This window comes from Kitasatospora cinereorecta (genome assembly GCF_024172095.1).
GTDB classification, from domain to species: Bacteria; Actinomycetota; Actinomycetes; order Streptomycetales; family Streptomycetaceae; genus Kitasatospora; species Kitasatospora cinereorecta.
Genome location: NZ_JAMZDX010000001.1, coordinates 793,890 through 817,204 on the forward strand (window position 1 = coordinate 793,890; position 23,315 = coordinate 817,204).

Sequence of the window (23,315 nt, forward strand, 5' to 3'; positions counted from 1 at the left end):
CGTGGCGGCCGTACGGAGTGGAGTTCGGTTCGATGGACGCCGACGAGATCGAGGCCGGCCGGCAGCGCTGGCAGCAGCGGTACGACAAGGCGCGCAAGCGCGACGCGGACTTCACCACGCTGAGCGGCGACGACGTGGAGCCCGTGTACGGCCCGCCGGCGGGGCAGCCGGTGGAGGGCTTCGAGCGGATCGGCTGGCCGGGCGAGTACCCGTACACCCGCGGTCTGCACCCGACCGGCTACCGCGGTCGCACCTGGACCATCCGCCAGTTCGCCGGCTTCGGCAACGCGGAGCAGACCAACGAGCGCTACCGGATGATCCTGGAGGCGGGCGGCGGCGGCCTCTCCGTCGCCTTCGACATGCCCACCCTGATGGGCTACGACTCGGACGACGCCCGGTCGCTCGGCGAGGTCGGCCACTGCGGCGTGGCGATCGACTCGGCGGCCGACATGGAGGTGCTGTTCCGCGGCATCCCGCTCGGCGAGGTCACCACCTCGATGACGATCAGCGGCCCGGCCGTCCCGATCTTCTGCATGTACCTGGTGGCGGCGGAGCGCCAGGGCGTCGACCCGGGCGTCCTCAACGGCACGCTGCAGACGGACATCTTCAAGGAGTACATCGCGCAGAAGGAGTGGCTGTTCGCTCCCGAGCCGCACCTGCGCCTGATCGGCGACCTGATGGAGTACTGCGCCGAGGGCATCCCGGCGTACAAGCCGCTGTCGGTCTCCGGCTACCACATCCGCGAGGCGGGGGCGACGGCCGCGCAGGAGCTGGCGTACACGCTCGCCGACGGTCTGGCGTACGTGGAGCTGGGCCTGTCCCGCGGGCTGGACGTGGACGTGTTCGCGCCGGGCCTGTCCTTCTTCTTCGACGCGCACCTGGACTTCTTCGAGGAGATCGCCAAGTTCCGCGCGGCCCGCCGGATCTGGGCCCGCTGGATGCGCGACCACTTCGGCGCGAAGACGGACAAGGCGCAGTGGCTGCGCTTCCACACCCAGACGGCGGGCGTCTCGCTGACCGCGCAGCAGCCGTACAACAACGTGGTCCGCACCGCGGTCGAGGCGCTGTCGGCGGTCCTCGGCGGCACCAACTCGCTGCACACCAACGCGCTGGACGAGACCCTGGCGCTGCCGAGCGAGCAGGCGGCGGAGATCGCGCTGCGCACCCAGCAGGTGATCATGGAGGAGACCGGCGTCACCAACGTCGCGGACCCGCTGGGCGGTTCGTGGTACGTGGAGGCGCTGACCGACCGGATCGAGGCGCAGGCGGAGGAGATCTTCGCCCGGATCATGGCGAAGGGCTCGGCGGACCACCCGATCGGCCCGATGACCGCCGGCATCCTGAAGGGGATCGACGACGGCTGGTTCACCGGGGAGATCGCCGAGGCGGCGTTCCAGTACCAGCGTTCGCTGGAGAAGGGCGACAAGCGGGTCGTCGGCGTCAACTGCCACCCCCGCTCCGTCACCCCCGAGCTGGAGATCCTCCGGGTCAGCCACGAGGTCGAGCGCGAGCAGGTGCGGGCGCTGGGCGCCCGCAAGGCGGCCCGCGACGAGGCGGCGGTCCGGGCCGGCCTGGACGCCATGCTGGCGGCGGCCCGCTCGGGCGAGAACATGATCCCGCCGATGCTGCAGGCGGTCCGCGCCGAGGCGACGCTGGGCGAGATCTGCCACGCGCTGCGCGCGGAGTGGGGCGTCTACGTGGAGACCGCCCGGTTCTGAGCCGGGCAGGAGCCGCAGAGCCGTACGGGGCGTCGGGAGAACCCTCCCGGCGCCCCTGCGCGTTCCCGGGGAGCGGCTAGCAGGTGGTCCCCGGGAAGGCGTTCAGCAGCAGGGTCGCGAAGCGGTGGATCCACTCCTGGGTGACCGGGCGGCCACTGACCAGCAGGCGGTGCTCGACGGTGCCGGCGATGGTGTCGAAGATGATGTCGATCTCCTCGCAGGCGGCGTGCTCGTCCTCGTCGGGGACCATCTCGCCGCGCGCCTGGGCGTTGGCCCGGCCCTGCTGCACGAGGACCTTCTGCGGTTCGACGATCTGTTCCTGGATGCGCCGGCGCAGCTGCGGGTCGCGGCTGCCCTCGGCGAACAGCGCCAGCAGCGCGGCCTGGGTCTCGGGCCGGCTGAGCAGGTCGGCGAACTGGGCGACCACGGCCTCGACGTCGGCCTGGAGGCTGCCCATGTCGGCGACCTCGAGCTGGTCGAACAGGATCGCCATGGCGTCCACCACCAGCTCGTTCTTGGACGGCCAGCGCCGGTAGAGGGTGGTCTTGGCGACGCCCGCGCGGGTGGCGACGTCGCCCATGGTCAGGCCGCCCCAGCCCAGTTCGGCGAGGGCCTGCCGGGTCGCCTCCAGGATCGCGAGGTCGGCGGCAGCGCTGCGGGGCCGGCCCTTGCCGCGGGTGGGGGCGGCGGGCTCGGCGGGCTGCTGGGTGGTGGGGGCCACCGAGCCTCCTTGCGGTTTACCGGGAAGTAACTTGGGACTGACACCGTAGCGAGCGGGTGGGGCTTCCGGCATCGGGCCGCGCCGGGAAAGTGGGACAGCTCACGTCCCCGATGCGTCCGAAGGGCTTGCGGGACGGGCCCCCGGGGCAGATACGCTACGACCAGTAGCGAAAGAGCGACGACCGAACGCGCCTTCCCACGGGATCGGGAGGGCGCCCGGCGCGGGTGGGGATCCGCGCCGCACACGGCAGCACGACGCGCGGGGCATCGGCCCGATACGACCTTTTCCGGGCGGATGGCGCCCGTTAGCGCCGCCGACGGGGGAGGATGGTGCCATGCAGTCACGGAATACGCGTCTCAACAGCTCCGCCCTGCGCGGCGCGGTGGACCTCGCCGCGGTGAAGGCGGCCGGAGAGGCCGCCCACAAGGCCGAGCAGGCCCGGGCCGAACGGGCCCGCCAGGCGGAGGCCGGCGGCGGCGAACCGGCCGACGCCCACCAGCTCGTCCTCGACGTCACCGAGGAGACCTTCGAGACCGAGGTCGTGCAGCGCTCGACCGAGGTCCCCGTCGTGGTCGACTTCTGGGCCGACTGGTGCGGCCCGTGCAAGCAGCTCAGCCCGATCCTGGAGCGCCTGGCCGAGGAGTACGCCGGCCGGATCGTGCTCGCCAAGATCGACGTCGAGGCCAACCAGCTGCTGGCCCAGCAGTTCGGCATCCAGTCCATCCCGGCCGTGATGGCGGTGGTGGCCGGCCAGCTCGTCCCGCTGTTCCAGGGCGCGGAGAGCGAGGCCAACGTCCGCAAGGTGCTGGACCAGCTGATCGCCGTCGCCGAGCAGCGCTTCGGCGTGGTCGGCCTGAACGTCGCGGGTGGCGAGCGGCCCGCGGCCGCCCCGGTGGCGCCTACCGACCCGGTGCTGGAGGCCGCGCACGAGGCGCTGGACCGCGGCGACCTGGGCGGCGCCATCCAGGCCTACCAGAACGTGCTGTCCGAGCGGCCGGGCCACCAGGAGGCCAAGCTCGGCCTGGCCCAGGCCCAGCTGCTGCACCGGGTGGAGGCGCTGGACCCGCAGGAGGTGCGGGCCGCCGCGGCGCAGGGCCCCAAGGACGTCGAGGCGCAGCTGCGCGCGGCCGACCTGGACCTGGTCGGCGGGCACGTCGAGGACGCCTTCGGCCGGCTGGTCGACACGGTCTCCCGGACGTTCGGCGAGGACCGCGACACGGTCCGGCTGCGCCTGCTGGAGCTGTTCGAGGTGATCGGCCCGGACGACCCGCGGGTGATCGCCGCGCGCGGTGCGCTGGCGCGGGTGCTGTTCTAGCCGGGGATCCGTCACCGGCCCCCGGTGGCACGGCAGATGACCTGCGGTGTCGCGGGGATTTGACGACAATCGGGCGCAATCCACACAGCTTTATCAAATCTTGATAACACCGACCGCCGGTCACCTCGGGTGATCGGCGGTGGTGTTTCGTCCGTGTTTCGCCCGGATGGCGATGGGTCTCCAGGGGGCGAATCTCACGCAGAGTGATGACGAGCCCGGGTTCATGATCGACGACATCCATTGTTGGATTACCCGTCAGTAACGCACCCCTTGTGCTTCGCCCGGGATTCAAGCACGATCGGCCACGCCCGGTCCCTCCCGTTCGGAGGGATCCCCACCGGGTGACCGCCGGCCCCGGTCGGCGGTTGTGAGGACAGGGGGGTAGCCGCAGATCCCACACCGCGGTTCCTGTCCTCTGGTGGTCGCGCATCCCGCGCGGCCGCACGGTTGTCGCTCGGGGGTGATCGCCGACGTCGGAGACGACGCGCCGGCGCTCTCCGCTACCGAGGACGTAGCTCTCTCCCATCCCGGGCCGGGCCCTGTGCGGGACGCACCGGACATCCGGCCGGAGATGTACGTCCTAGAAGGAGGACATGCATGTCCCAGTCTTACGGCAAGACCCGCTGGAAGCGCTTCGCCCTGGTGATGGTGCCCAGCGTCGCCGCGACGGCCGCGATCGGCATCAGCCTGGCGAACAGCGCGCTCGCCGCCTCGTTCAGCATCTCGGGCCAGAGCTTCAAGGTCACCACCGACGACCTGCACGGCTACGGCTTCACGCAGTTCGGCGGCGTGGACGCCTCGGCGCCGGACAGCAAGGGCGTCAAGACCTACCACCCGGTCGCGATCTCCGGCTTCGACAGCGCGACGATCAAGAACCTGTGCCAGTCGGTCGACACCAACCTCGGCCCGCTCGGCCACTGGACCCTGGTGCTCAACGCCGGCCAGGGCGACAAGCAGGTCGAGGCGACCAACCTGATGCTGGACGTCGAGCAGCTCAACGCCGACGCGACGTTCTACGACATCAACATCGGCCAGGACGCGTCCACCCTCAAGGGCGGCGCGGTCGACAAGTACAAGGCGGACGGCAACGCGCTGCCGACCGGCGCCCAGGGCTTCGCCCAGGCCGCCCGCGAGGCGCACCTGACCGGTGTCCAGCAGACCGCGTGGGCCACCTCGGCCGGCACGTTCAAGCTGGCCGGCCTGAAGCTCAACATCAAGCAGGGCAACGGCGCGGGCGTCGAGTGCTACTGATCCGGAACTGACGCCGCGCCGATTGGCGTGACGTCATGACGGACCCCTTGGCCGGAGGCGGCTCGCCGCCTCCGGCCGAACCAACAGGTACCTCCCCCTCGTACACATCATCGAGGAGTGCATCATGTCCAGCGCTACCGCCGAGGCCTTTCCCGAGCCGGTCAGGACGGACGGAAAGTTTCGCGCCTGGCGTCGCACCCGGCCGTTCTGGGGTGGCCTGCTGGCCATGATCGCCGGCGTCCCGATCCTCTACCTGCCGTACGCGCACCTCTCCCTCAACGGCATGTCCATCGCGATGTCGACCACCGCGGGCGCGGGTTCGCTGATCATCGGCATCCTGATCATCGCCCTCGGTCTGACCGTGTGGTTCCAGCCGCTGGTCCGGATCTTCTGCGGTGTCGCCACCAGCGTGCTGGCCCTGGTCTCCATCCCGGTCTCCAACCTGGGCGGCTTCGGGCTCGGCCTGATCCCCGGCCTGATCGCCGGCGGCCTGATGGTCGCCTGGGCGCCGCTGCCGGTCGTCGAGGCCGTACCGGCCGACGGGACGGCCGAGACCACAGCGACCGCCGAGATGGCCGCCGAGCAGCCGGCCGAGCAGACCGTGCCGCTGCCCACCCAGTCCACCACCGCACCGCTGGCCACCGAGCCCGGGGAGCAGAAGTGACCGACCGAGACGAGCCGCAGCTGCCGGGTCCCCGGCACGCCGCGCCCCGGGTCGGCGTCCGCAGTCGGCTGCGCGGCCGGGCGCTGGCGATCGCCGCCGTCCCGACCGCCCTGCTGGTCGGCGCGGCCTACACGCCGACCCTGGCGTCGGCCGACACCACGGCGGGCAAGGCCTGCGCCTCCACCCCGGACCGGGTGCTGGAGGAGACCCCGGTCCCCAAGAGCGAGATCAAGGTGCTGCCCGACTCGGGCACCAGCACCGCCGCCGCGGGCAGGACGGCCGGCACCGGCTCCACGGTGACCAAGTCGGCGGTCCAGCCGGGTACGGCCGCCGCCGTCCCCGCGGTCTTCACCGGCACCACCGGGAGCTCCACGGGCACGGTTCAGCAGGCCGGTCTGATCGACGACCTGCTGAACGGGATCATCCACCCGGGCGGTACGCCGACCCCGACGCCCACCCCGTCGGCCAAGACGGCCACCGCCACCCCGGCGCCCACCCCGTCCGCCCCTGCCGGGTCGACCGGCGCCACCGTCCCCTCGGCTCCGGCCGCGTCGGCCCCCGCCGGGCGGGCCGCCACGCCGGCGCCGAGCGCCGACGCGAAGAGCGGTACCTCGGGGAAGGCGGCCGCCGCACCCACCGCTTCCGCCTCGGCCGACCCGAACTGCATGGTGAGCGCCCGCGGCCTGACCGCGAAGGCGGCCCCCTCCGGCCACGTCGTCCCGGACCAGAACTGGGTGCTGCACTCCAGCAAGCTGGCCCTGCACGGCTCGGTGTTCAACGGCATCTACGACGTGAAGACCGAGTCCGGCACCAAGCGGGTCCTGAAGTTCACCACCGCGTCGGTGGACATCGGCGACCTCGACATGTCGACCATCGAGATCCCCGGCAAGACCTTCCACGTGAAGGGCCGGCCCGGCTCGACCTCGACCATGCGCAACGGCCCGATCACCATGTACGTGGAGAGCCTCTCGGGCCACCTGTCGGCGATCTACGGCCTGCCGATCCCGATCGACCTGGGCGAGATCACCCTCACCCCGGACACCCTGCCGAAGTGGCTGTGGGACCTGATCGGCGCGATCCCGATCCCGCTGGACATCACCCTGGACCAGGCCAAGGCCGTCCAGGCCGGCCAGTTCGGCGGCGACCTGACCATCCCCGGCATGAAGCTCTACAACGACGAGACGCCGTACGACGGCTGAGCCGGACGGATCGGCACGCCAGAGGGGCGGCCCTCCCGGATCACCGGGAGGGCCGCCCCTCGGCCGTGCGGCGTCCGGCTCAGCCGGCGGCGCGGGTGCCCAGGTGGTGGACCTGGACCATGTTGGTGGTGCCGGGGATGCCGGGCGGCGAGCCGGCGGTGACGATCACGGTGTCACCCTCGGCCAGGCGGTTCATCCGCTGCAGCTCCCGGTCGACCTGGGCGACCATCTCGTCGGTGGTCTCCACCTGCTCGGTCACGTACGCCTCGACGCCCCAGCTCAGCGAGAGCTGGTTGCGGGTGGCGGCGTCCGGCGTGAACGCGATCACCGGGATCGGCGAGCGGTACCGGGACAGGCGGCGGGCGGTGTCACCGGACTTGGTGAACGCGATCAGCGCCTGGCCGTTCAGGAAGTCGCCCAGCTCGCACGCGGCGCGGGCGACCGAGCCCGACTGGGTGCGCGGCTTGCGGCCCGGGTTGAGCGGCTGGAGGCCCTGCGCGAGCAGCTCCTCCTCGGCCCGCTCGGCGATCCGGCTCATGGTCTTGACGGTCTCGACCGGGTACTTGCCGACGCTGGACTCGGCGGAGAGCATCACCGCGTCGGCGCCGTCCAGGATGGCGTTGGCGACGTCGGAGACCTCGGCGCGGGTCGGACGCGAGGCGTGGATCATCGACTCCATCATCTGGGTGGCGACGATCACCGGCTTGGCGTTGCGGCGGGCGAGCGTGATCAGTTGCTTCTGGACCAGCGGGACCTTCTCCAGCGGGTACTCCACCGCCAGGTCGCCACGGGCCACCATGATCGCGTCGAAGGCGAGGACGATCTCCTCCATCGCCTCGACGGCCTGCGGCTTCTCGATCTTGGCGATGACCGGGACGCGGATGCCGACCTCGTCCATCACCTTGTGCACGTCGTGGATGTCCGCGGCGTTGCGGACGAAGGACAGCGCGACCATGTCGACGCCCAGGCGAAGGGCGAAGCGGAGGTCGTCCTTGTCCTTCTCGGAGAGCGCGGGGACGTTGACCGCCGCGCCGGGCAGGTTGATGCCCTTGTTGTTCGAGAGCACGCCGCCCTCGATCACCACGGTCTTCACCCGCGGGCCGTCGACGCTGACGACCTCCAGGGCGATGACGCCATCGTTGATCAGGATCGGGTCGCCGGCCTTCACATCGCCGGGCAGGCCCTTGTAGGTGGTGCCGCAGATGTGCTGGTCCCCGGGCACATCCTCGGTGGTGATGGTGAAGAAGTCACCGTTGTCGACGGTCACCGGGCCGTTGGCGAAGGTCGCCAGGCGGATCTTCGGGCCCTGCAGGTCGGCCAGCACACCGATGGTGCGACCGGTGTCCTCGGCGACCTGCCGGACCTTGAGATAACGCTCCTCGTGGTCGGCGTGGTTGCCGTGGCTCATGTTCAGGCGGGCGACGTTCATGCCCGCTTCGACGATGGCCTTCAGCTGTTCGTAGGAGTCCGTGGCAGGACCCAGGGTGCAGACAATTTTCGCTCGGCGCATATCCGTGAGTCTATCCGTTCGGGTTATCGGTGCATTCTCCGCAGAACGTCAGATATCGCCAACGAACATTCCGAGGGGTGGGATACTGACGGGTAGTCATTTCACGCCGCGCGGACCAGGGCGAAGGCCTGCTGGGCGATCTCCAGTTCCTCGTCGGTGGGCACCACCGCGACCGCCACCCGGGCGTACGGCGGGGAGACGATCCGGGCCGCCCCGGAGCGCACCGAATTCAGCTCCGGATCCAGCTCGATCCCCAGCTCCTCCAGCCCCGCGCAGGCCGCCGCGCGCACCGGCGCGGCGTTCTCGCCCACGCCCGCGGTGAACGCGATCGCGTCCACCCGGCCGAGCACCGCGTAGTAGGCACCGAGGTACTTGCGCAGCCGGTGGACATAGGCGTCGAAGGCGAGCCGGGCGTCCGGGTCGCCCTCCTCGGCGCGGCGCATGATCTCGCGCATGTCGTTGTCCCCGCACAGGCCCAGCAGCCCGCTGCGCCGGTTGAGCAGGTCGTCGATCTCATCGACTGTCATCCCGCCGACCCGGTGCAGGTGGAACACCAGGCCCGGGTCCACGTCGCCCGAACGGGTGCCCATCACCAGGCCCTCCAGCGGGGTCAGCCCCATCGAGGTCTCCACGCACACCCCGCCGGCCACCGCCGAGGCGGAGGCGCCGTTGCCCAGGTGCAGCACGATCACGTTCACCTCGGCCGGGTCGCGGCCGAGCAGCCGGGCGGTGGCCCGCGAGACGTACTGGTGGGAGGTGCCGTGGAAGCCGTAGCGGCGCACCCGGTGCTCGTCGGCGACCGCCCGGTCGATCGCGTACCGGGCCGCGTGCTCGGGCAGCGTCGCGTGGAAGGCGGTGTCGAAGACCGCGACCTGCGGAAGGTCGGGCCGCAGCGCGCGGGCGACCTCGATGCCGGTGATGTTGGCCGGGTTGTGCAGCGGAGCCACCGGGATCAGCCGGCGGACCTCCGCCACCACCTCGTCGGTGATCAGCGTCGGGGCGGTGAACCGCTGCCCGCCGTGCACCACCCGGTGGCCGATCGCGACCAGCTCCGGCGAGTCCAGGCCCAGCCCGTCCGCGGCCAGCTCCTCGGCCACCGCCTTCAGCGCGGCCGAGTGGTCCGCGAAGACCTGGACCTGCTCGCGCCGCTCACCGTCGTGCGGGGTGTGCACCAGCCGCCCGCCGCCCTCGCCGATCCGCTCCACCAGGCCGGCCGCCCGCCGGGAGCCGTCCAACATGTCGATCAGCTGGTACTTGACCGAGGAGGAGCCGGCGTTCAGGACCAGGACGTGGGTGCCTTCGCTCACTGCGCTGCTCCTTCGAGGCCCTGGGCCTGGACGGCGGTGATGGCGACGGTGTGGACGATGTCCTCGACCAGGGCGCCGCGGGACAGGTCGTTGACCGGCTTGCGCAGACCCTGCAGCACCGGGCCGACGGCCACCGCCCCGGCCGAGCGCTGCACCGCCTTGTAGGTGTTGTTGCCGGTGTTCAGGTCCGGGAAGACCAGGACGGTCGCCCGCCCGGCCACCGCGGAGCCCGGCAGCTTGGTCGCCGCGACGTGCGGGTCCACTGCCGCGTCGTACTGGATCGGCCCCTCCACCAGCAGGTCCGGGCGCAGCTCGCGGACCAGCTCGGTGGCCCTGCGGACCTTGTCCACGTCCGCGCCGCTGCCCGAGGTCCCGGTCGAGTACGAGAGCATCGCCACCCGCGGCTCCACGCCGAAGCGCGCCGCCGTGGTGGCCGACTGGATCGCGATGTCGGCCAGCTGCTGGGCGTCGGGATCCGGGTTGACCGCGCAGTCGCCGTACACCAGCACCCGGTCGGCCAGGCACATGAAGAAGACCGAGGAGACGATCGCGGCGCCCGGCGAGGTCTTGATCACCTCGAAGGCCGGGCGGATGGTCGCCGCGGTGGAGTGCGCCGCGCCGGAGACCATGCCGTCGGCGATGCCCTCCTCGACCATCAGGGTGCCGAAGTAGGAGACGTCGGCGACCACGTCCAGGGCGCGCTCGACGGTCATGCCCTTGTGGGCGCGCAGCTTGGCGTACAGCTCGGCGAACTGCTGGCGCAGCGGGCTGGTCGCCGGGTCGACGATCCGCACCTGGGCCCGGTCGGCGCGCTCGTCCGGGGCCGGCAGGACGATGCCGAGCGCGGCCGCCCGCCGGTGCACCGCCTCCGGATCGCCGAGCAGGGTCAGGTCGCAGATGTTGCGGCGCAGCAGCACCTCGGCCGCGCGCAGCACCCGGTCCTCGGTGCCCTCCGGCAGCACCAGGTGCTTGCGGCGGGCCCGGGCCTTCTCCAGCAGCTCGTGCTCGAACATCATCGGGGTGACCCGCTCGGACCGGACCAGTTCGATCCGCTTGGTCAACTCGGCGGTGTCGACGTGGAGTTCGAACAGGCCCAGGGCGATCTCCGCCTTCCGCGGGCTGTTCGGCCCGATCCGGCCCTCCAGATGGGTCAGGGTCGCCGCGGTCGGCCAACTGCCACCCGGCACCACCGCCACCGGCGTACCGGGCGCCAACCGGGCGGCCAGCGCCATCACATCGGGCCCCGGGTGCTGGCCCAGCGTCAGCAGCACACCGGCGATCGGCGGGGCACCGGCCGCGTGCGCCGCCAGCGCACCGATCACCAGGTCGGCCCGGTCCCCGGGGGTGACCACCAGCGCGCCCTCGGTGAGCGCGGGCAGGAAGGTCGGCAGCATCGCGCCGCCGAACACGAACGAGCGCACGTCCCGGGCCAGGCCCGCCGCGTCGCCCAGCAGCACCTCCGCGCCGGTCGCCTCCACCAGCTGCGCCACCGTCGGCGCGGCCAGCGCCAGCTCCTCCGGGATCACGTACGCCGGCACCGGCAGCTTCTCCGCGAGCGCGCCCAGCACCTGCGGCTTGGCGTCCGGCGCCACCCGGTTGGCGATCATCGCCAGGGTGGAGCAGCCCAGGTCGGCGTAGGCGCGGTGGGCGTTGCGGACCTCGGCCACCACCGCCTGCGGGTCACCGTTCTGCCCGCCGACCACCGGCAGCACCCAGGCGCCGAACTCGTTCGCCAGCCGGGCGTTGAACGCCAGCTCGTCCGGGATGTTGGTGTCCGCGAAGTCGGTGCCCAGCACCAGCACCGCCTGGCAGCGGCGCTCCAGGGCGCGGAACCGGTCGACCAGGGCGGACACCAGCTCGTCCTGCCCCTGGGCGGCCTGCAGGGCGGCCGCCTCCTCGTACGTCAGGCCGTACAGCTCGGCGGGCGGCAGGTCGAGCCGGTACCGGGTGCGCAGCAACTCCACCACGTGGTCGGTGCCGGACTCGCCGGGCGCCTGCGCGTGCACCAGCGGGCGGAACACCCCGACCCGGTCCACCTGGCGGGTGAGCAGTTCCATGACCCCGAGTTCGACGGCCTGGCGCCCGTCGCCCCGATCGATGCCGGTCACGTACACGCTGCGCGCCACGTGGATCTCTCCGTCCCGTCGTCCAGCCGCTGCCGTACCGACCCTACCCTCGCACCTCGTACAGGCGTGCGCACCCAGGGTCGGGTCGGCAGGCGGCGGCCGGAACGCCGGCGGCCGGGCGGTCAGCCCGCCGGGCGGAGCCAGACGGTGGAGAGCGGCGGCAGGACGACCTCGGCGCTGCGCGGCTGGCCGTTCCACGGGGTGGCCTCGGCCTTCACCGGGTGGGAGTTGGCCACGCCGCTGCCGCCGTAGCGGGCGTCGTCGGTGTTGAGCGCCTCCTCCCACAGCTGCTCCGCGCTGTCGAGGCGGGGCAGGCCGACCCGGAGGTTGTGCCGGACCACGGGGGAGAAGTTGCAGAGCGCGACCAGCGGCGAGCCGTCGGCGGCGAACCGGACGAAGGAGAACACGTTGTCGTCGGCGGCGTTGCCGTCGAGCCAGGTGAAGCCGTCGGGGGTGGTGTCCTGCTCCCACAGGGCGGGGGTGGCGCGGTAGGTGTGGTTGAGGTCGGCGACGAGGTCCTGGACGCCGCGGTGTTCGGCGGCGGCGGGCCACTCGTCGGCGAGGACCCACCACTGCGGGCCGTGTTCGTGATCCCACTCCGCACCCTGCGCGAACTCCTGCCCCATGAACAGGAGTTGCTTGCCCGGATGCGCCCACATGAAGCCCAGGTACGCGCGGTGGTTGGCCCGCTGCTGCCACCAGTCACCCGGCATCTTCGCCGCCAGCGACCGCTTCCCGTGCACCACCTCGTCGTGCGAGATCGGCAGGATGTAGTTCTCCGAGTACGCGTACACCATCGAGAACGTCATCTCGTGGTGGTGGTACTTGCGGTGCACCGGCTCCTTGCCCATGTACACCAGCGAGTCGTGCATCCAGCCCATGTTCCACTTCAACCCGAAACCGAGCCCCCCGGCATCGGTCGGCCGGGTCACCCCGTCCCACGCCGTCGACTCCTCCGCCACCGTCACCACCCCCGGGCAGCGCCGGTACACGGTCGCGTTCATCTCCTGCAGGAACGACGCCGCGTCCCAGTTCTCCCGACCCCCGTGCCGGTTCGGCGTCCACGCACCGTCCTCACGCGAGTAGTCCAGGTACAGCATGGAGGCCACCGCGTCCACCCGCAGACCGTCGACGTGGAACTCCTCGCACCAGTACACCGCGTTCGCGACCAGGAAGTTCCGCACCTCCGTGCGCCCGTAGTCGAACTCCAGCGTCCCCCAGTCCGGATGCTCCGCCCGCAAAGGATCCGCCGGCTCGTACAACGGCTCACCGTCGAACCGGGCCAGCGCGAAATCGTCCTTCGGGAAGTGCGCCGGCACCCAGTCCACGATCACCCCCACCCCGGCCCGGTGCAGCGCGTCCACCAGATACCGGAAATCGTCCGGCGAACCCAACCGGGCCGTCGGCGCGTAGAACCCCGACACCTGGTAGCCCCACGAACCACCGAACGGGTGCTCCATCACCGGCATGAACTCCACATGCGTGAAGCCCATCCCGGCCAGATAGCCGGGCAGCACCTCCGCGATCTCCCGGTACGTGGCCAGATCCGGCCGCCACGACGGCAGATGGATCTCATACACCGACATCGGCGCCCGGTGGTGCACCGCCCCCGCCCGCGCCGCCATCCACGCCCCGTCACCCCACACGTAGCCGGAGGTGTGCACCACCGACGCGGTCGCCGGCGGGCACTGCGCCGCGCGGGCCAGCGGGTCGGCCTTCTCCAACACCCAGCCCTGCCGGGTCCGGATCTGGAACTTGTACGTCGCACCGTCCGCCAGGTCCGGGACGAACAGCTCCCACACCCCCGACGAGCCGAGCGAGCGCATCGGATGCCCGGTGCCGTCCCAGTGGTTGAAGTCACCGATCACCCGCACCCCGACCGCGTTCGGCGCCCACACCGCGAACGACACCCCCGCCACGCCCTCGACCGTGCGCACATGCGCACCCAGCGCCGTCCACAACCGCTCGTGCCGACCCTCCGCGATCAGATGCAGATCCAACTCCCCCAACGTCGGAGCCATCCGGTACCCGTCCTCCTGCACCATCGGCTCACCCCCCGGATACGACACCCGCAACCGGTAGGCAGGGAACTCGCGGCCGGGCAGCAGACCGGTGAACAGACCGCCGTGCTGGTGGGTCAGCTCCGCCGGACCCTGGTCGGTCTCGATCACGATCCGCTCGGCGAACGGCCGCAGCACCCGGATCGCGGTGCCCTCGGTGGTGAGGTGGGCGCCGAGCAGGGCGTGCGGGTCGTGGTGGCCGCCGGAGACCAGCCGGTCGACCTCGCTGGGCGGCAGCGGGGCCTCGGGGAGGCGGAGCACCGTGTCCGGGTGCTCGGCCCGCCGCGGCGCCACGGGCTCGCGCCGCCGGGCCGCCCGAGCGGGGGCCGGCCGCCCGGCCGTGCCGTTCAGGAAGGTGGCGGGCACGGGGGTGGTGCGGTCACGCTTCGGGCCGAGCGGTGTCACGGCGGATCCTCCAGGAAGGGGGGTTCGAGGGCTCGTCAGACGGTCAGGGCCAGGCGGTTGATGGCGGCGAGCGGGATCGGGAGCCAGCTCGGCCGGTGGCGGGCCTCGTACACGACCTCGTACACCGCCTTGTCGATCTCCAGGGCGCGCATCAGCTCCGGCGACGCGGTCGGGTCGTCGCCGCCGCCCGCGGTGTAGCCGGCGCAGTACGCCGCCCGGTTGCGGGCCGCCCAGGCGGAGGCCAGGTGGGCCAGCTCCGGGTCGGGGCCGGGGGCGCCGGCCAGCAGGTGGGCGGCGGCGTAGTCGAAGGAGCGCAGCATCGCGGCCACGTCCCGCAGCGCGGGCTGGGGCAGCCGGCGCTCGGCCAGCGGCTTGGCGGGCTCGCCCTCGAAGTCGAGCAGCACCCAGCCCTGCGGCGTGCGCATCGCCTGGCCGAGGTGCAGGTCGCCGTGGATCCGCTGGACCTGGAGTCCGTCCAGGTGGTCGGCGGTCAGCTGCTGGAAGGCGGCGCGCAGCGCGGAGCGGTAGCGCAGCAGCCCGGGGACGGCGGCCACGGCGGAGTCCAGCCGGTCGGCCATGGCGCCGGCCAGCAGTTCGATCCGCTCGCGGTCCAGCCGGGCGGTCGGCATGGTGCGCGCCAGCACCCGGTGCACCTCGGCGGTGGCCCGGCCGAGGCGGTGCGCCTCGATGGCGAAGTTGCCCGGGGAGGGGTCGCCCTTGAGCCGGGCGACCTGGTCCAGGGCCAGCTCCCAGCCGTCCTCGGCGTCCGGCAGGTAGCGCTGGAGCAGGCCGAGGGTGGCCGGTTCCGAGCGCTCCAGCCGGGACTCGAACCAGGCGGCGACGCGCGGGATCCGGGTGGAGCCGGCGCGGGAGAGCGCCAGGGAGAGTTCGAGGTCCGGGTTGGTGCCGGGGCTGATCCGTCGGAAGAGCTTGAGGATGAAGGAGGTGTCGTAGATGACCGAGCTGTTGGACTGCTCGGCGGTGGAGGCCCGGCCGGGGATGTTGCTGGGCAGGCCGGAGCCAGGGGTGCGGCGGAAGGAGAGGGAGCCGAAGCGGTCGCCGGTGGCCAGGTGCTCCAGCAGCCGCCCGGTCAGTTCGGGGTCGTGCACCGCGTCGTAGAGGGTCGCGCCGTCGTACGTGCCGCCGGCCAGTCGGCCGAGCACCGCCTGCGGGCCGATGCCGGTCGGCGGCTGGGAGCGGATGCCGAGCAGCAGCTGGTAGATGTCGCCCTGGGCGGCCGCGCCGCCGCCGTGTTCGACCCTGAGCAGCAGGTGCAGCAGGGCGGGGTCGCCGACCTGCAGCGGGGTGCCGACCACCGGGTGCAGCCCGGTGATCGCCCGGCCCTTGCCGGCGTACCAGCGCTGGGTGGGGAGCCACGCGGAGATCAGCGGCAGCGCCACCTGGACGAGCTCGCTGACCCCCGCGGCGGTTCTCCGGACCCCGGCCGTGCGGGTCCCCACCGGCGCGGGGGCGCCATCGGGTGACTCGCGGTGCACGTGGGCTTGAGAACGGGAGGTTTCGGACATGACTCCCTTTCCCCGGAAGCGGGCCGACTGCCCGACGGGTCGTGGGCCGGGCCCGTCAGTCTTCCGGATTTCGGCGGCGCGGCGGCGACGGCACGCGAGCGGGGCTCGGGTGTCACGCCTTCGTGTGGGTGGCCGTTGGGCTGTTCTCCGTACGCGGTGGTGCGAAGACCCCCCGGGGGCGCGCGGTTGGGGTGCGCGCCCGCGGAGGGTGCGTGCCGTGAGGAGCCTGGCGGATCGTTACTTCGTGGACTTACCGGTGGCTCCGGGCTTGCGCAGCTGGAACCAGTAGAAGCCGTGGCCGGCCAGCGTGAGCAGGTACGGCCATTCGCCGATGGAGGGGAAGCGCACGCCGCCGATCAACTCGACCGGGTACCGCCCCCCGTACCGCCGCAGGTCCAGTTCGGTCGGCTGCGCGAACCGCGAGAAGTTGTTCACGCACATGACCAGGTCACCCTCGTACTCGCGCACGAAGGCCAGCACTGCGGGGTTGCTGGAGGACAGCTCGGTGTAGCTGCCGAGGCCGAACGCAGGGTTGAGCTTGCGGATCTCGATCATGCGACGCGTCCAGTGCAGCAGCGAGCTCGAACTGCTCTGCTGCGCTTCGACGTTGGTCACCTGATAGCCGTACACCGGGTCCATAATGGGCGGCAGACTGAGCCTGCCCGGGTCGGCCGAGGAGAAACCCGCGTTGCGGTCGGGCGTCCATTGCATGGGTGTGCGCACACCGTCCCGGTCGCCCAACCAGATGTTGTCGCCCATGCCGATCTCATCGCCGTAGTACAGCACGGGCGAGCCGGGCAACGAGAGCAACAGGGCCGTGAAGAGTTCGATTTGATTTCGATCGTTCTCCAGCAGCGGCGCGAGGCGGCGGCGGATGCCCACGTTGGCCCGCATCCGCGGGTCCTTCGCGTACTCCGCGTACATGTAGTCGCGCTCCTCGTCGGTGACCATCTCCAGGGTCAACTCGTCGTGGTTGCGCAGGAAGATGCCCCACTGACAGCCGGCCGGGATGGCCGGCGTCTTGGCCAGGATCTCCGACACCGGGTAGCGGGACTCCCGGCGGACCGCCATGAAGATCCGCGGCATCACCGGGAAGTGGAACGCCATGTGGCACTCGTCGCCGCCCGAGGCGAAGTCGCCGAAGTAGTCGACCACGTCCTCCGGCCACTGGTTGGCCTCCGCCAGCAGCACGGTGTCGGGGTAGTCGGCGTCGATCTCCTTGCGGACGCGCTTGAGGAACTCGTGCGTCTCCGGCAGGTTCTCGCAGTTCGTCCCCTCGCGGGCGTAGAGGTACGGCACCGCGTCCAGCCGGAAGCCGTCGATGCCGAGGTCCAACCAGAACCGCAGGGCCGCGATGACCTCCTCCTCGACCCGCGGGTTGTCGTAGTTCAGGTCCGGCTGGTGCGAGAAGAAGCGGTGCCAGTAGTACTGCTTGCGGACCGGGTCGTACGTCCAGTTCGAGGTCTCGGTGTCGACGAAGATGATGCGCGCGTCCGGGTACTGCTTGTCGTCGTCCGCCCACATGTAGAAGTCGCCGTACGGGCCGTCCGGATCCGTCCGCGAGGACTGGAACCACGGGTGCTGGTCGCTGGTGTGGTTGACCACGAAGTCGATGATCACCCGCATGCCCCGGAGGTGGGCCGCGTCCACGAACTCCACGAAGTCCGCCAGGTCGCCGAACTCCGGCAGCACCGACTTGTAGTCCGCCACGTCGTAGCCGCCGTCCCGCAGCGGCGAGGCGAAGAAGGGGGGCAGCCAGAGGCAGTCCACGCCGAGCCACTGCAGGTAGTCCAGCTTCGAGGTGAGCCCCTTGAGGTCGCCCACGCCGTCGCCGTTGCTGTCCTGGAACGACCGGACCAGCACCTCGTAGAACACCGCCCGTTTGAACCACTCGGGGTCGAGGTTCTTGGTCGGAGTGTCGGCGAAGGTGTCGGGGACGGGCTCGTTGACTGTCACAGAGAATTCCTCCGAACTGTGAGGAGGTGGGCCGGCTCGGCGGCCGGGTCGAGCCGGACGTAGTTGTGCCGGCCCCAGGTGTAGGTGGCACCCGTGAGTTCGTCGTGCACCGTCAGCGGTCCGTCCGCGTCGAGGGTGACGGTGGCTTCCTGCGGGTGGTGCGGGTCGAGGGTCACCACGGTGATGACGCGGTCCTCGAGGCCGTCCTCGGTGCGGGCGGTCTTGGAGAAGGCGAGGATCTGCGGGTTGTCGGTGGCGTGGAACTCCAGGCCGCGCAGCTGCTGGAGGGCGGGGTGGCGGCGGCGGAGCCGGTTGATCGCGGTGAGCAGCGGGGCGAGGGTGTCGGTGCGGGTCCAGTCGCGGGGGCGCAGTTCGTACTTCTCCGAGTCGAGGTACTCCTCCGAACCCGGGTGGGCCGGCTCGTTCTCGTACTGCTCGTAGCCGGCGTAGATGCCGTAGCTCGGGGACAGCGTGGCGGCCAGGATCGCCCGGATCGCGAAGGCGTTCTTCCCGCCCACCTGCAGGTACTCGTGCAGGATGTCCGGTGTGTTCGGGAAGAAGTTGGGGCGCATCCAGGCGGCGGCGTCGCCGGTGAGTTCGGTGAGGTATTCGGTGAGTTCGGCCTTGTCGTTGCGCCAGGTGAAGTAGGTGTAGGACTGGTGGAAGCCGATCTTGCCGAGGGTGTGCATCATCGCGGGCCGGGTGAACGCCTCGGCGAGGAAGATGACGTCGGGGTCGGTGCGGGCGATGTCGGCGAGCACCCGTTCCCAGAAGTTGACCGGCTTGGTGTGCGGGTTGTCGACGCGGAAGATCCGCACCCCGTGGGACATCCAGTACCGCAGGATCCGCACGGTCTCCTTGACGATGCCGTCGAAGTCCTGGTCGAAGTTGACCGGGTAGATGTCCTGGTACTTCTTCGGCGGGTTCTCCGCGTAGGCGATGGTGCCGTCCGGGCGGTGGGTGAACCACTCGGGGTGCTTGTTGACCCACGGGTGGTCGGGGGAGCACTGCAGGGCGAAGTCGAGGGCGACCTCCAGGCCCAGCGCGCCGGCCTCGGCGACGAAGTGGTCGAAGTCCTCGATGGTGCCCAGGTCCGGGTGGACGGCGTCGTGCCCGCCCTCCGGCGAGCCGATCGCCCACGGCGAGCCGACGTCGTACGGGCCGGCGGTCAGGCTGTTGTTCGGGCCCTTGCGGAAGGCGCGGCCGATCGGGTGGATCGGCGGCAGGTACACCACGTCGAAGCCCATCGCCGCCACCGCGGGCAGCCTCTCCGCGGCGGTGCGCAGGGTGCCGGAGATCGGCGGCGCGACCCCGGACGGGTCCACCACCGCCCCCTCCGACCGCGGGAAGAACTCGTACCACGCCCCGAACAGCGCCCGCTCGCGGTCCACCTGAAGGGGCAGCGGACGGGACGCCGAGACCAGCTCGCGCAGCGGGAAGCGGGCCAGCAGGTCGGTCACCTCGGGGGCCAGCGCGGCGGCGTACCGGCTGAGCGGCGGCAGGCCCGGGTCGCGCAGCGCGTCCACCGCGGCCAGCACGTGCGCCCGGCCGTCCTTCTTGGGCACCCCGGCGGCGGCCCGCTCCAGCAGGGCGGCGCCCTCCTCCAGCACCAGCGCGGTGTCGATGCCGGCCGGCAGTTTCACGGCGGCGGTCTTCCGCCAGGTGGCGACCGGGTCGCTCCACGCCTCGACGGCGTACGTCCAGCGGCCGGCCGCCGTCGGGGTGACGTACGCGCCCCAGCGGTCGGTGCCCTCGGCGAGTTCGCGCATGGGGGTCCACGGCCCGCTGCGGCCGCGCGGATCGCGCAGGACCACGTTGGCGTTGACGGCGTCGTGGCCCTCGCGGAAGACGGAGGCGGAGACCAGGAAGCGTTCCCCGACCACGGCCTTGGCCGGACGCCGGCCGGCGTCGACGATGGGGGAGACGTCCAGGACGGGGATGCGGCCGATCACGGTGTCGCTCTCTGTCTTGCGGGTCGGGCTCTTGCGGGGTGTGGTGGTAGCGGTGGCGCCGGTCCTGCGGGCGGTCGCGGTCTTCTTCGGCGCCGCCGCCGTGCGTTGGCTCGTCGCCGCGGCTTTCTTCGGCGCCGCCGCGGTCGCCTTCCGCGGAGTGCGCGGAGCCGGCAGCGGCGGCTCCGCGGTTGACGGGGAGTCGGGGACGTCCGTCGGCAAGGTGGACTGGTCCCGCGTGTCGCCGTGCATGCCAAGCTCCTGCCCGAGATCGGCGGCGGCTCCCTGGGGCCGAGACGCCGGGGGAGTGCCGGAGGACTGCTGGGTGAGGAAGGACGTGCGACCGGAGCCTGCCCGCACCGACGAACCCGGCGACCTGACCACCGACCCGCGGCCGCGGCCTCTGCTCCCGAGCGTGCGCGCGTGTCCCGGCGCGCGCCGCTCAGGGCACGCCCCGGAGTGACCCAACCGACCCGAAAACGACGGGGCGGAGGAGGAGGACACGCGAACGCGCGGGAGCTGGGGCCGAATGGGCTAAACAGGACGAGGGTTCGTCGACGAGGAAGGCTCCGGACGTGGGCAGCGGGGCGCCAACCGGCTCACGTTCCCCGCGGCACCAACGACCTTTGTGCATCCTCGCACCACGGGCAAGCCCTACGCATGGGTAAGCGCGTGATTTCGGACGGTAGCCAGAGGTGAATCAGACACCGGAAATGTCGCCGTCTCGGAGTGTTCATGCGCCCAGGGCGCGCCCGTTGGCGGTGCGCGCCTCCCGTGCGCCCCCGCTCGCCCCCGCGCGCCAGAAAAGATTCCGATCAATGGGCCGAATGGGTGTGGCGCCCATGAAGTGACGACCCGTCAGGGCATGGAGGGGCACTAGGCTTCAGATCGTGAAGGCAATCCGCAGATTCACCGTCCGCACTGTCCTGCCCGAACAACTGCAGCCGCTGCACGAGCTGGCGCTGAACCTCCGATGGTCCTGGCATCCCGAAACGAGGGAGCTCTTCCGCTCCGTCGACCCGGAGGTCTGGGCCGCCGTCGGCGAGGATCCGGTGCGCCTGCTCGGCGAGGTGCCGGCACCCCGGTTGGCGGCACTCGCCACCGACCGGCGCTTCCTGCGCCGCCTCGGCGACCTCGCCGACGACCTGCGCGACTATCTCGCCGGGCCGCGCTGGTACCAGTCCGCCGCGGCTGCCGACGCCCGGCCGCTGCCCGCCGCCATCGCCTACTTCTCACCCGAGTACGGCATCGCCGCCGCGCTGCCCCAGTACTCCGGCGGGCTCGGCATCCTGGCCGGAGACCACCTCAAGGCCGCCTCCGATCTCGGCGTGCCCGTCATCGGCGTCGGCCTCTTCTACCGGCACGGCTACTTCCGCCAGTCGCTCTCCCGGGACGGCTGGCAGCAGGAGCGGTACCCGCTGCTCGACCCGGACGAACTGGCCGTCACCCTGCTCCGCGAGCCCGACGGCACCCCCTGCGAGATCGACCTCGCCCTCCCCGGCGGCCGCCGGCTGGCCGCCCACATCTGGCGCGCCCAGGTCGGCCGCGTCCCGCTGCTGTTGCTCGACTCGGACATCGAGGCCAACGCCGTCGCCGAACGCGGTGTCACCGACCGGCTCTACGGCGGCGGCAGCGAGCACCGGCTGCTGCAGGAAATACTGCTCGGCATCGGCGGCGTCCGCGCCGTCCGCACCTACTGCCGGCTCACCGGACACGCCGAGCCCGAGGTGTTCCACACCAACGAGGGACACGCCGGCTTCCTCGGCCTGGAGCGGATCCGCGAACTGGTCGCCGCCGAGGACGGACTCGGCTTCGCCGCCGCCCTGGAGGCCGTCCGGGCCGGCACCCTGTTCACCACCCACACCCCGGTGCCCGCCGGCATCGACCGCTTCGACCGCGACCTGGTCGCCCGGCACTTCGGCGGCGACGCCGCACTGCCCGGTGTCCCGGTCGACCAGGTGCTGACCCTCGGCGCCGAGACCTGGCAGGGCGGCGACCCCAAGCTCTTCAACATGGCCGCGATGGGCCTGCGGCTCGCCCAGCGGGCCAACGGCGTCTCCACCCTGCACGGCGAGGTCAGCCGCTCGATGTTCAGCGGGCTCTGGCCGGGCTTCGACGCCGCCGAGGTGCCGATCACCTCCGTCACCAACGGCGTCCACGCCCCGACCTGGATCGACCCCGCGGTGGTCCGGCTCGGCGCCGAGGAGATCGGCCACGAACGCGCCGAGGACGCCATGGCCGTCGGCGACGCCAAGCGCTGGACCGGCCTGGAACGGATCGGCAACGGCGAGATCTGGGAACTCCGGCGCTCCCTGCGCGCCCAACTCGTCGACGAGGCCCGGCGCCGGCTCCGCGCCTCCTGGCGCCAGCGCGGCGCCGGCGACGCCGAACTCGGCTGGGTCTCCTCCGTGCTCGACCCGGACGTGCTCACCATCGGCTTCGCCCGGCGGGTCCCCTCGTACAAGCGGCTCACCCTGATGCTCCGCGACCCCGTCCGGCTGCGGGCCCTGCTGCTCCACCCGACCACCCCGGTGCAGATCGTGGTGGCCGGCAAGGCCCACCCCGCCGACGACGGCGGCAAGCGGCTCATCCAGCAGCTGGTCGCCTTCGCCGACGACCCGGCGATCCGGCACCGGATCGTCTTCCTGCCCGACTACGACATGGCCATGGCCAAGCTGCTCTACCCCGGCTGCGACGTCTGGCTGAACAACCCGCTCCGGCCGCTGGAGGCCTGCGGCACCTCCGGGATGAAGGCCGCGCTCAACGGCTGCCTCAACCTGTCGATCCTCGACGGGTGGTGGGACGAGTGGTACGACGGTCAGAACGGCTGGGCCATCCCGACCGCCGACAGCGCCGGCAACGGGCGGCTCGACCCCGAGAGCCGCGAGGCCGAGCGCCGCGACGACATCGAGGCCGCCGCGCTGTACGACCTGATCCAGCACCAGGTCGCCGCCCGGTTCTACGACCGCGGCGCGGACGGGCTGCCGCACCGCTGGATCGCCATGGTCCGGCACACCCTGGTCACCCTCGGGCCCAAGGTGCTGGCGGGACGGATGGTCCGCGAGTACGTCGAGCGGCTGTACGTTCCGGCGGCGGACGCGCGACGCGAGCTGGTGGCCGGGGCCGCGGCTTCCGACGGGGGCGCGTACGCCGGGGCGCGGGAGCTGGCCGGGTGGAAGGCCCGGGTCCGCGACGCCTGGCCGGCCGTCCGGGTCGAGCACGTCGAGGCGGACGGGCCGGGCGAGGCACAGGAGCTCGGGACGACCCTCGCGCTGCGGGTGCAGGTCTCGCTCGGGACGCTGCAGCCCGAGGACGTCGAGGTCCAGGTGGTGTCCGGGCGGGTGGACGAGAGCGACGGGATCTCGGACGCCGCCGTGCTGGCGCTGAAGCCGGCCGGCGGGGGAGGACCGGACCTGGACGGGCGGCTGCGGTACGAGGGGCTGCTGGAGCTGGGGCGGACCGGGCCGTTCGGGTACACCGTACGGGTGCTGCCGGACCATCCGCTGCTGGCTTCGCCGGCGGAGATGGGGTTGGTGGCGCTGCCGGCGGAGATGTCGGGGATGGATTCCGGCATGCTGCGCTAGCCCCTCGGGGGCGCGAGGAACTGC

Annotated in this window: 14 protein-coding genes; 6 read left to right on the forward strand and 8 right to left on the reverse strand. The window is 71.9% G+C overall.

Going from position 1 to position 23,315, the window contains the following annotated elements; genetic code table 11:
* Nucleotides 1-32: 32 nt before the first annotated feature.
* Nucleotides 33-1,718, forward strand: coding sequence for a coenzyme B12-dependent isobutyryl-CoA mutase large subunit (locus FHR36_RS03680; protein WP_253793709.1), 1,686 nt, complete (start codon nucleotides 33-35; stop codon nucleotides 1,716-1,718).
* Between the two features lie 76 nt (nucleotides 1,719-1,794).
* Here FHR36_RS03680 and FHR36_RS03685 read toward each other — a convergent pair whose 3' ends face one another.
* Nucleotides 1,795-2,439 carry a TetR/AcrR family transcriptional regulator gene (locus FHR36_RS03685; protein ID WP_253793710.1) on the reverse strand — a complete coding sequence of 215 codons (645 nt, stop codon included), beginning with the start codon at nucleotides 2,437-2,439 and terminating at the stop codon, nucleotides 1,795-1,797.
* A 334-nt stretch (nucleotides 2,440-2,773) separates the two neighbouring features.
* Here FHR36_RS03685 and FHR36_RS03690 point away from each other — a divergent pair, with 334 nt between their 5' ends.
* The 4 genes from FHR36_RS03690 (at nucleotide 2,774) to FHR36_RS03705 (ending at nucleotide 6,868) form a co-directional block, all read left to right on the forward strand.
* Entirely contained in the window at nucleotides 2,774-3,754 is a 981-nt protein-coding gene (locus FHR36_RS03690; RefSeq protein WP_253793711.1) for a tetratricopeptide repeat protein, read from the forward strand.
* A 597-nt stretch (nucleotides 3,755-4,351) separates the two neighbouring features.
* Nucleotides 4,352-5,005: a DUF6230 family protein gene (locus FHR36_RS03695; RefSeq protein WP_253793712.1), complete on the forward strand. Its 654-nt coding sequence runs from the start codon at nucleotides 4,352-4,354 to the stop codon at nucleotides 5,003-5,005.
* A gap of 124 nt (nucleotides 5,006-5,129) precedes the next feature.
* Nucleotides 5,130-5,669, forward strand: a complete 540-nt coding sequence (locus FHR36_RS03700) for a DUF6114 domain-containing protein (RefSeq protein ID WP_253793713.1) — start codon at nucleotides 5,130-5,132, stop codon at nucleotides 5,667-5,669.
* Nucleotides 5,666-6,868, forward strand: coding sequence for a hypothetical protein (locus FHR36_RS03705; protein WP_253793714.1), 1,203 nt, complete (start codon nucleotides 5,666-5,668; stop codon nucleotides 6,866-6,868). Before FHR36_RS03700 ends, FHR36_RS03705 begins: the two co-directional genes overlap by 4 nt.
* Before the next feature lie 79 nt (nucleotides 6,869-6,947).
* On the opposite strand, the gene pyk is transcribed toward FHR36_RS03705, so the two are convergent.
* The 7 genes from pyk to FHR36_RS03740 form a co-directional block, all read right to left on the reverse strand.
* A complete protein-coding gene (gene pyk, locus FHR36_RS03710; protein WP_253793715.1) occupies nucleotides 6,948-8,378 on the reverse strand; it encodes a pyruvate kinase in 1,431 nt (476 codons plus the stop codon).
* A gap of 101 nt (nucleotides 8,379-8,479) precedes the next feature.
* A complete protein-coding gene (locus FHR36_RS03715; RefSeq protein WP_253793716.1) occupies nucleotides 8,480-9,685 on the reverse strand; it encodes an acetate kinase in 1,206 nt (401 codons plus the stop codon).
* Nucleotides 9,682-11,811 carry a phosphate acetyltransferase gene (gene pta / locus FHR36_RS03720; RefSeq protein WP_253793717.1) on the reverse strand — a complete coding sequence of 710 codons (2,130 nt, stop codon included), beginning with the start codon at nucleotides 11,809-11,811 and terminating at the stop codon, nucleotides 9,682-9,684. The genes FHR36_RS03715 and pta overlap by 4 nt, the downstream gene beginning before the upstream one ends.
* 122 nt (nucleotides 11,812-11,933) lie before the next feature.
* Entirely contained in the window at nucleotides 11,934-14,363 is a 2,430-nt protein-coding gene (gene glgB, locus FHR36_RS03725) for a 1,4-alpha-glucan branching protein GlgB (RefSeq protein ID WP_407660797.1), read from the reverse strand.
* The gene (locus tag FHR36_RS03730; RefSeq protein WP_301329696.1) at nucleotides 14,312-15,802 is read right to left on the reverse strand and encodes a maltokinase N-terminal cap-like domain-containing protein; all 1,491 of its coding nucleotides are present in this window, start codon (nucleotides 15,800-15,802) and stop codon (nucleotides 14,312-14,314) included. The genes glgB and FHR36_RS03730 overlap by 52 nt, the downstream gene beginning before the upstream one ends.
* A gap of 237 nt (nucleotides 15,803-16,039) precedes the next feature.
* Nucleotides 16,040-17,758 carry a maltose alpha-D-glucosyltransferase gene (gene treS, locus FHR36_RS03735; RefSeq protein ID WP_253793719.1) on the reverse strand — a complete coding sequence of 573 codons (1,719 nt, stop codon included), beginning with the start codon at nucleotides 17,756-17,758 and terminating at the stop codon, nucleotides 16,040-16,042.
* Nucleotides 17,755-19,710 carry an alpha-1,4-glucan--maltose-1-phosphate maltosyltransferase gene (locus FHR36_RS03740; RefSeq protein ID WP_253794710.1) on the reverse strand — a complete coding sequence of 652 codons (1,956 nt, stop codon included), beginning with the start codon at nucleotides 19,708-19,710 and terminating at the stop codon, nucleotides 17,755-17,757. Before FHR36_RS03740 ends, treS begins: the two co-directional genes overlap by 4 nt.
* An 887-nt stretch (nucleotides 19,711-20,597) precedes the next feature.
* Here FHR36_RS03740 and glgP point away from each other — a divergent pair.
* A complete protein-coding gene (glgP, locus tag FHR36_RS03745) occupies nucleotides 20,598-23,291 on the forward strand; it encodes an alpha-glucan family phosphorylase (RefSeq protein WP_253793721.1) in 2,694 nt (897 codons plus the stop codon).
* Nucleotides 23,292-23,315 lie beyond the last annotated feature (24 nt).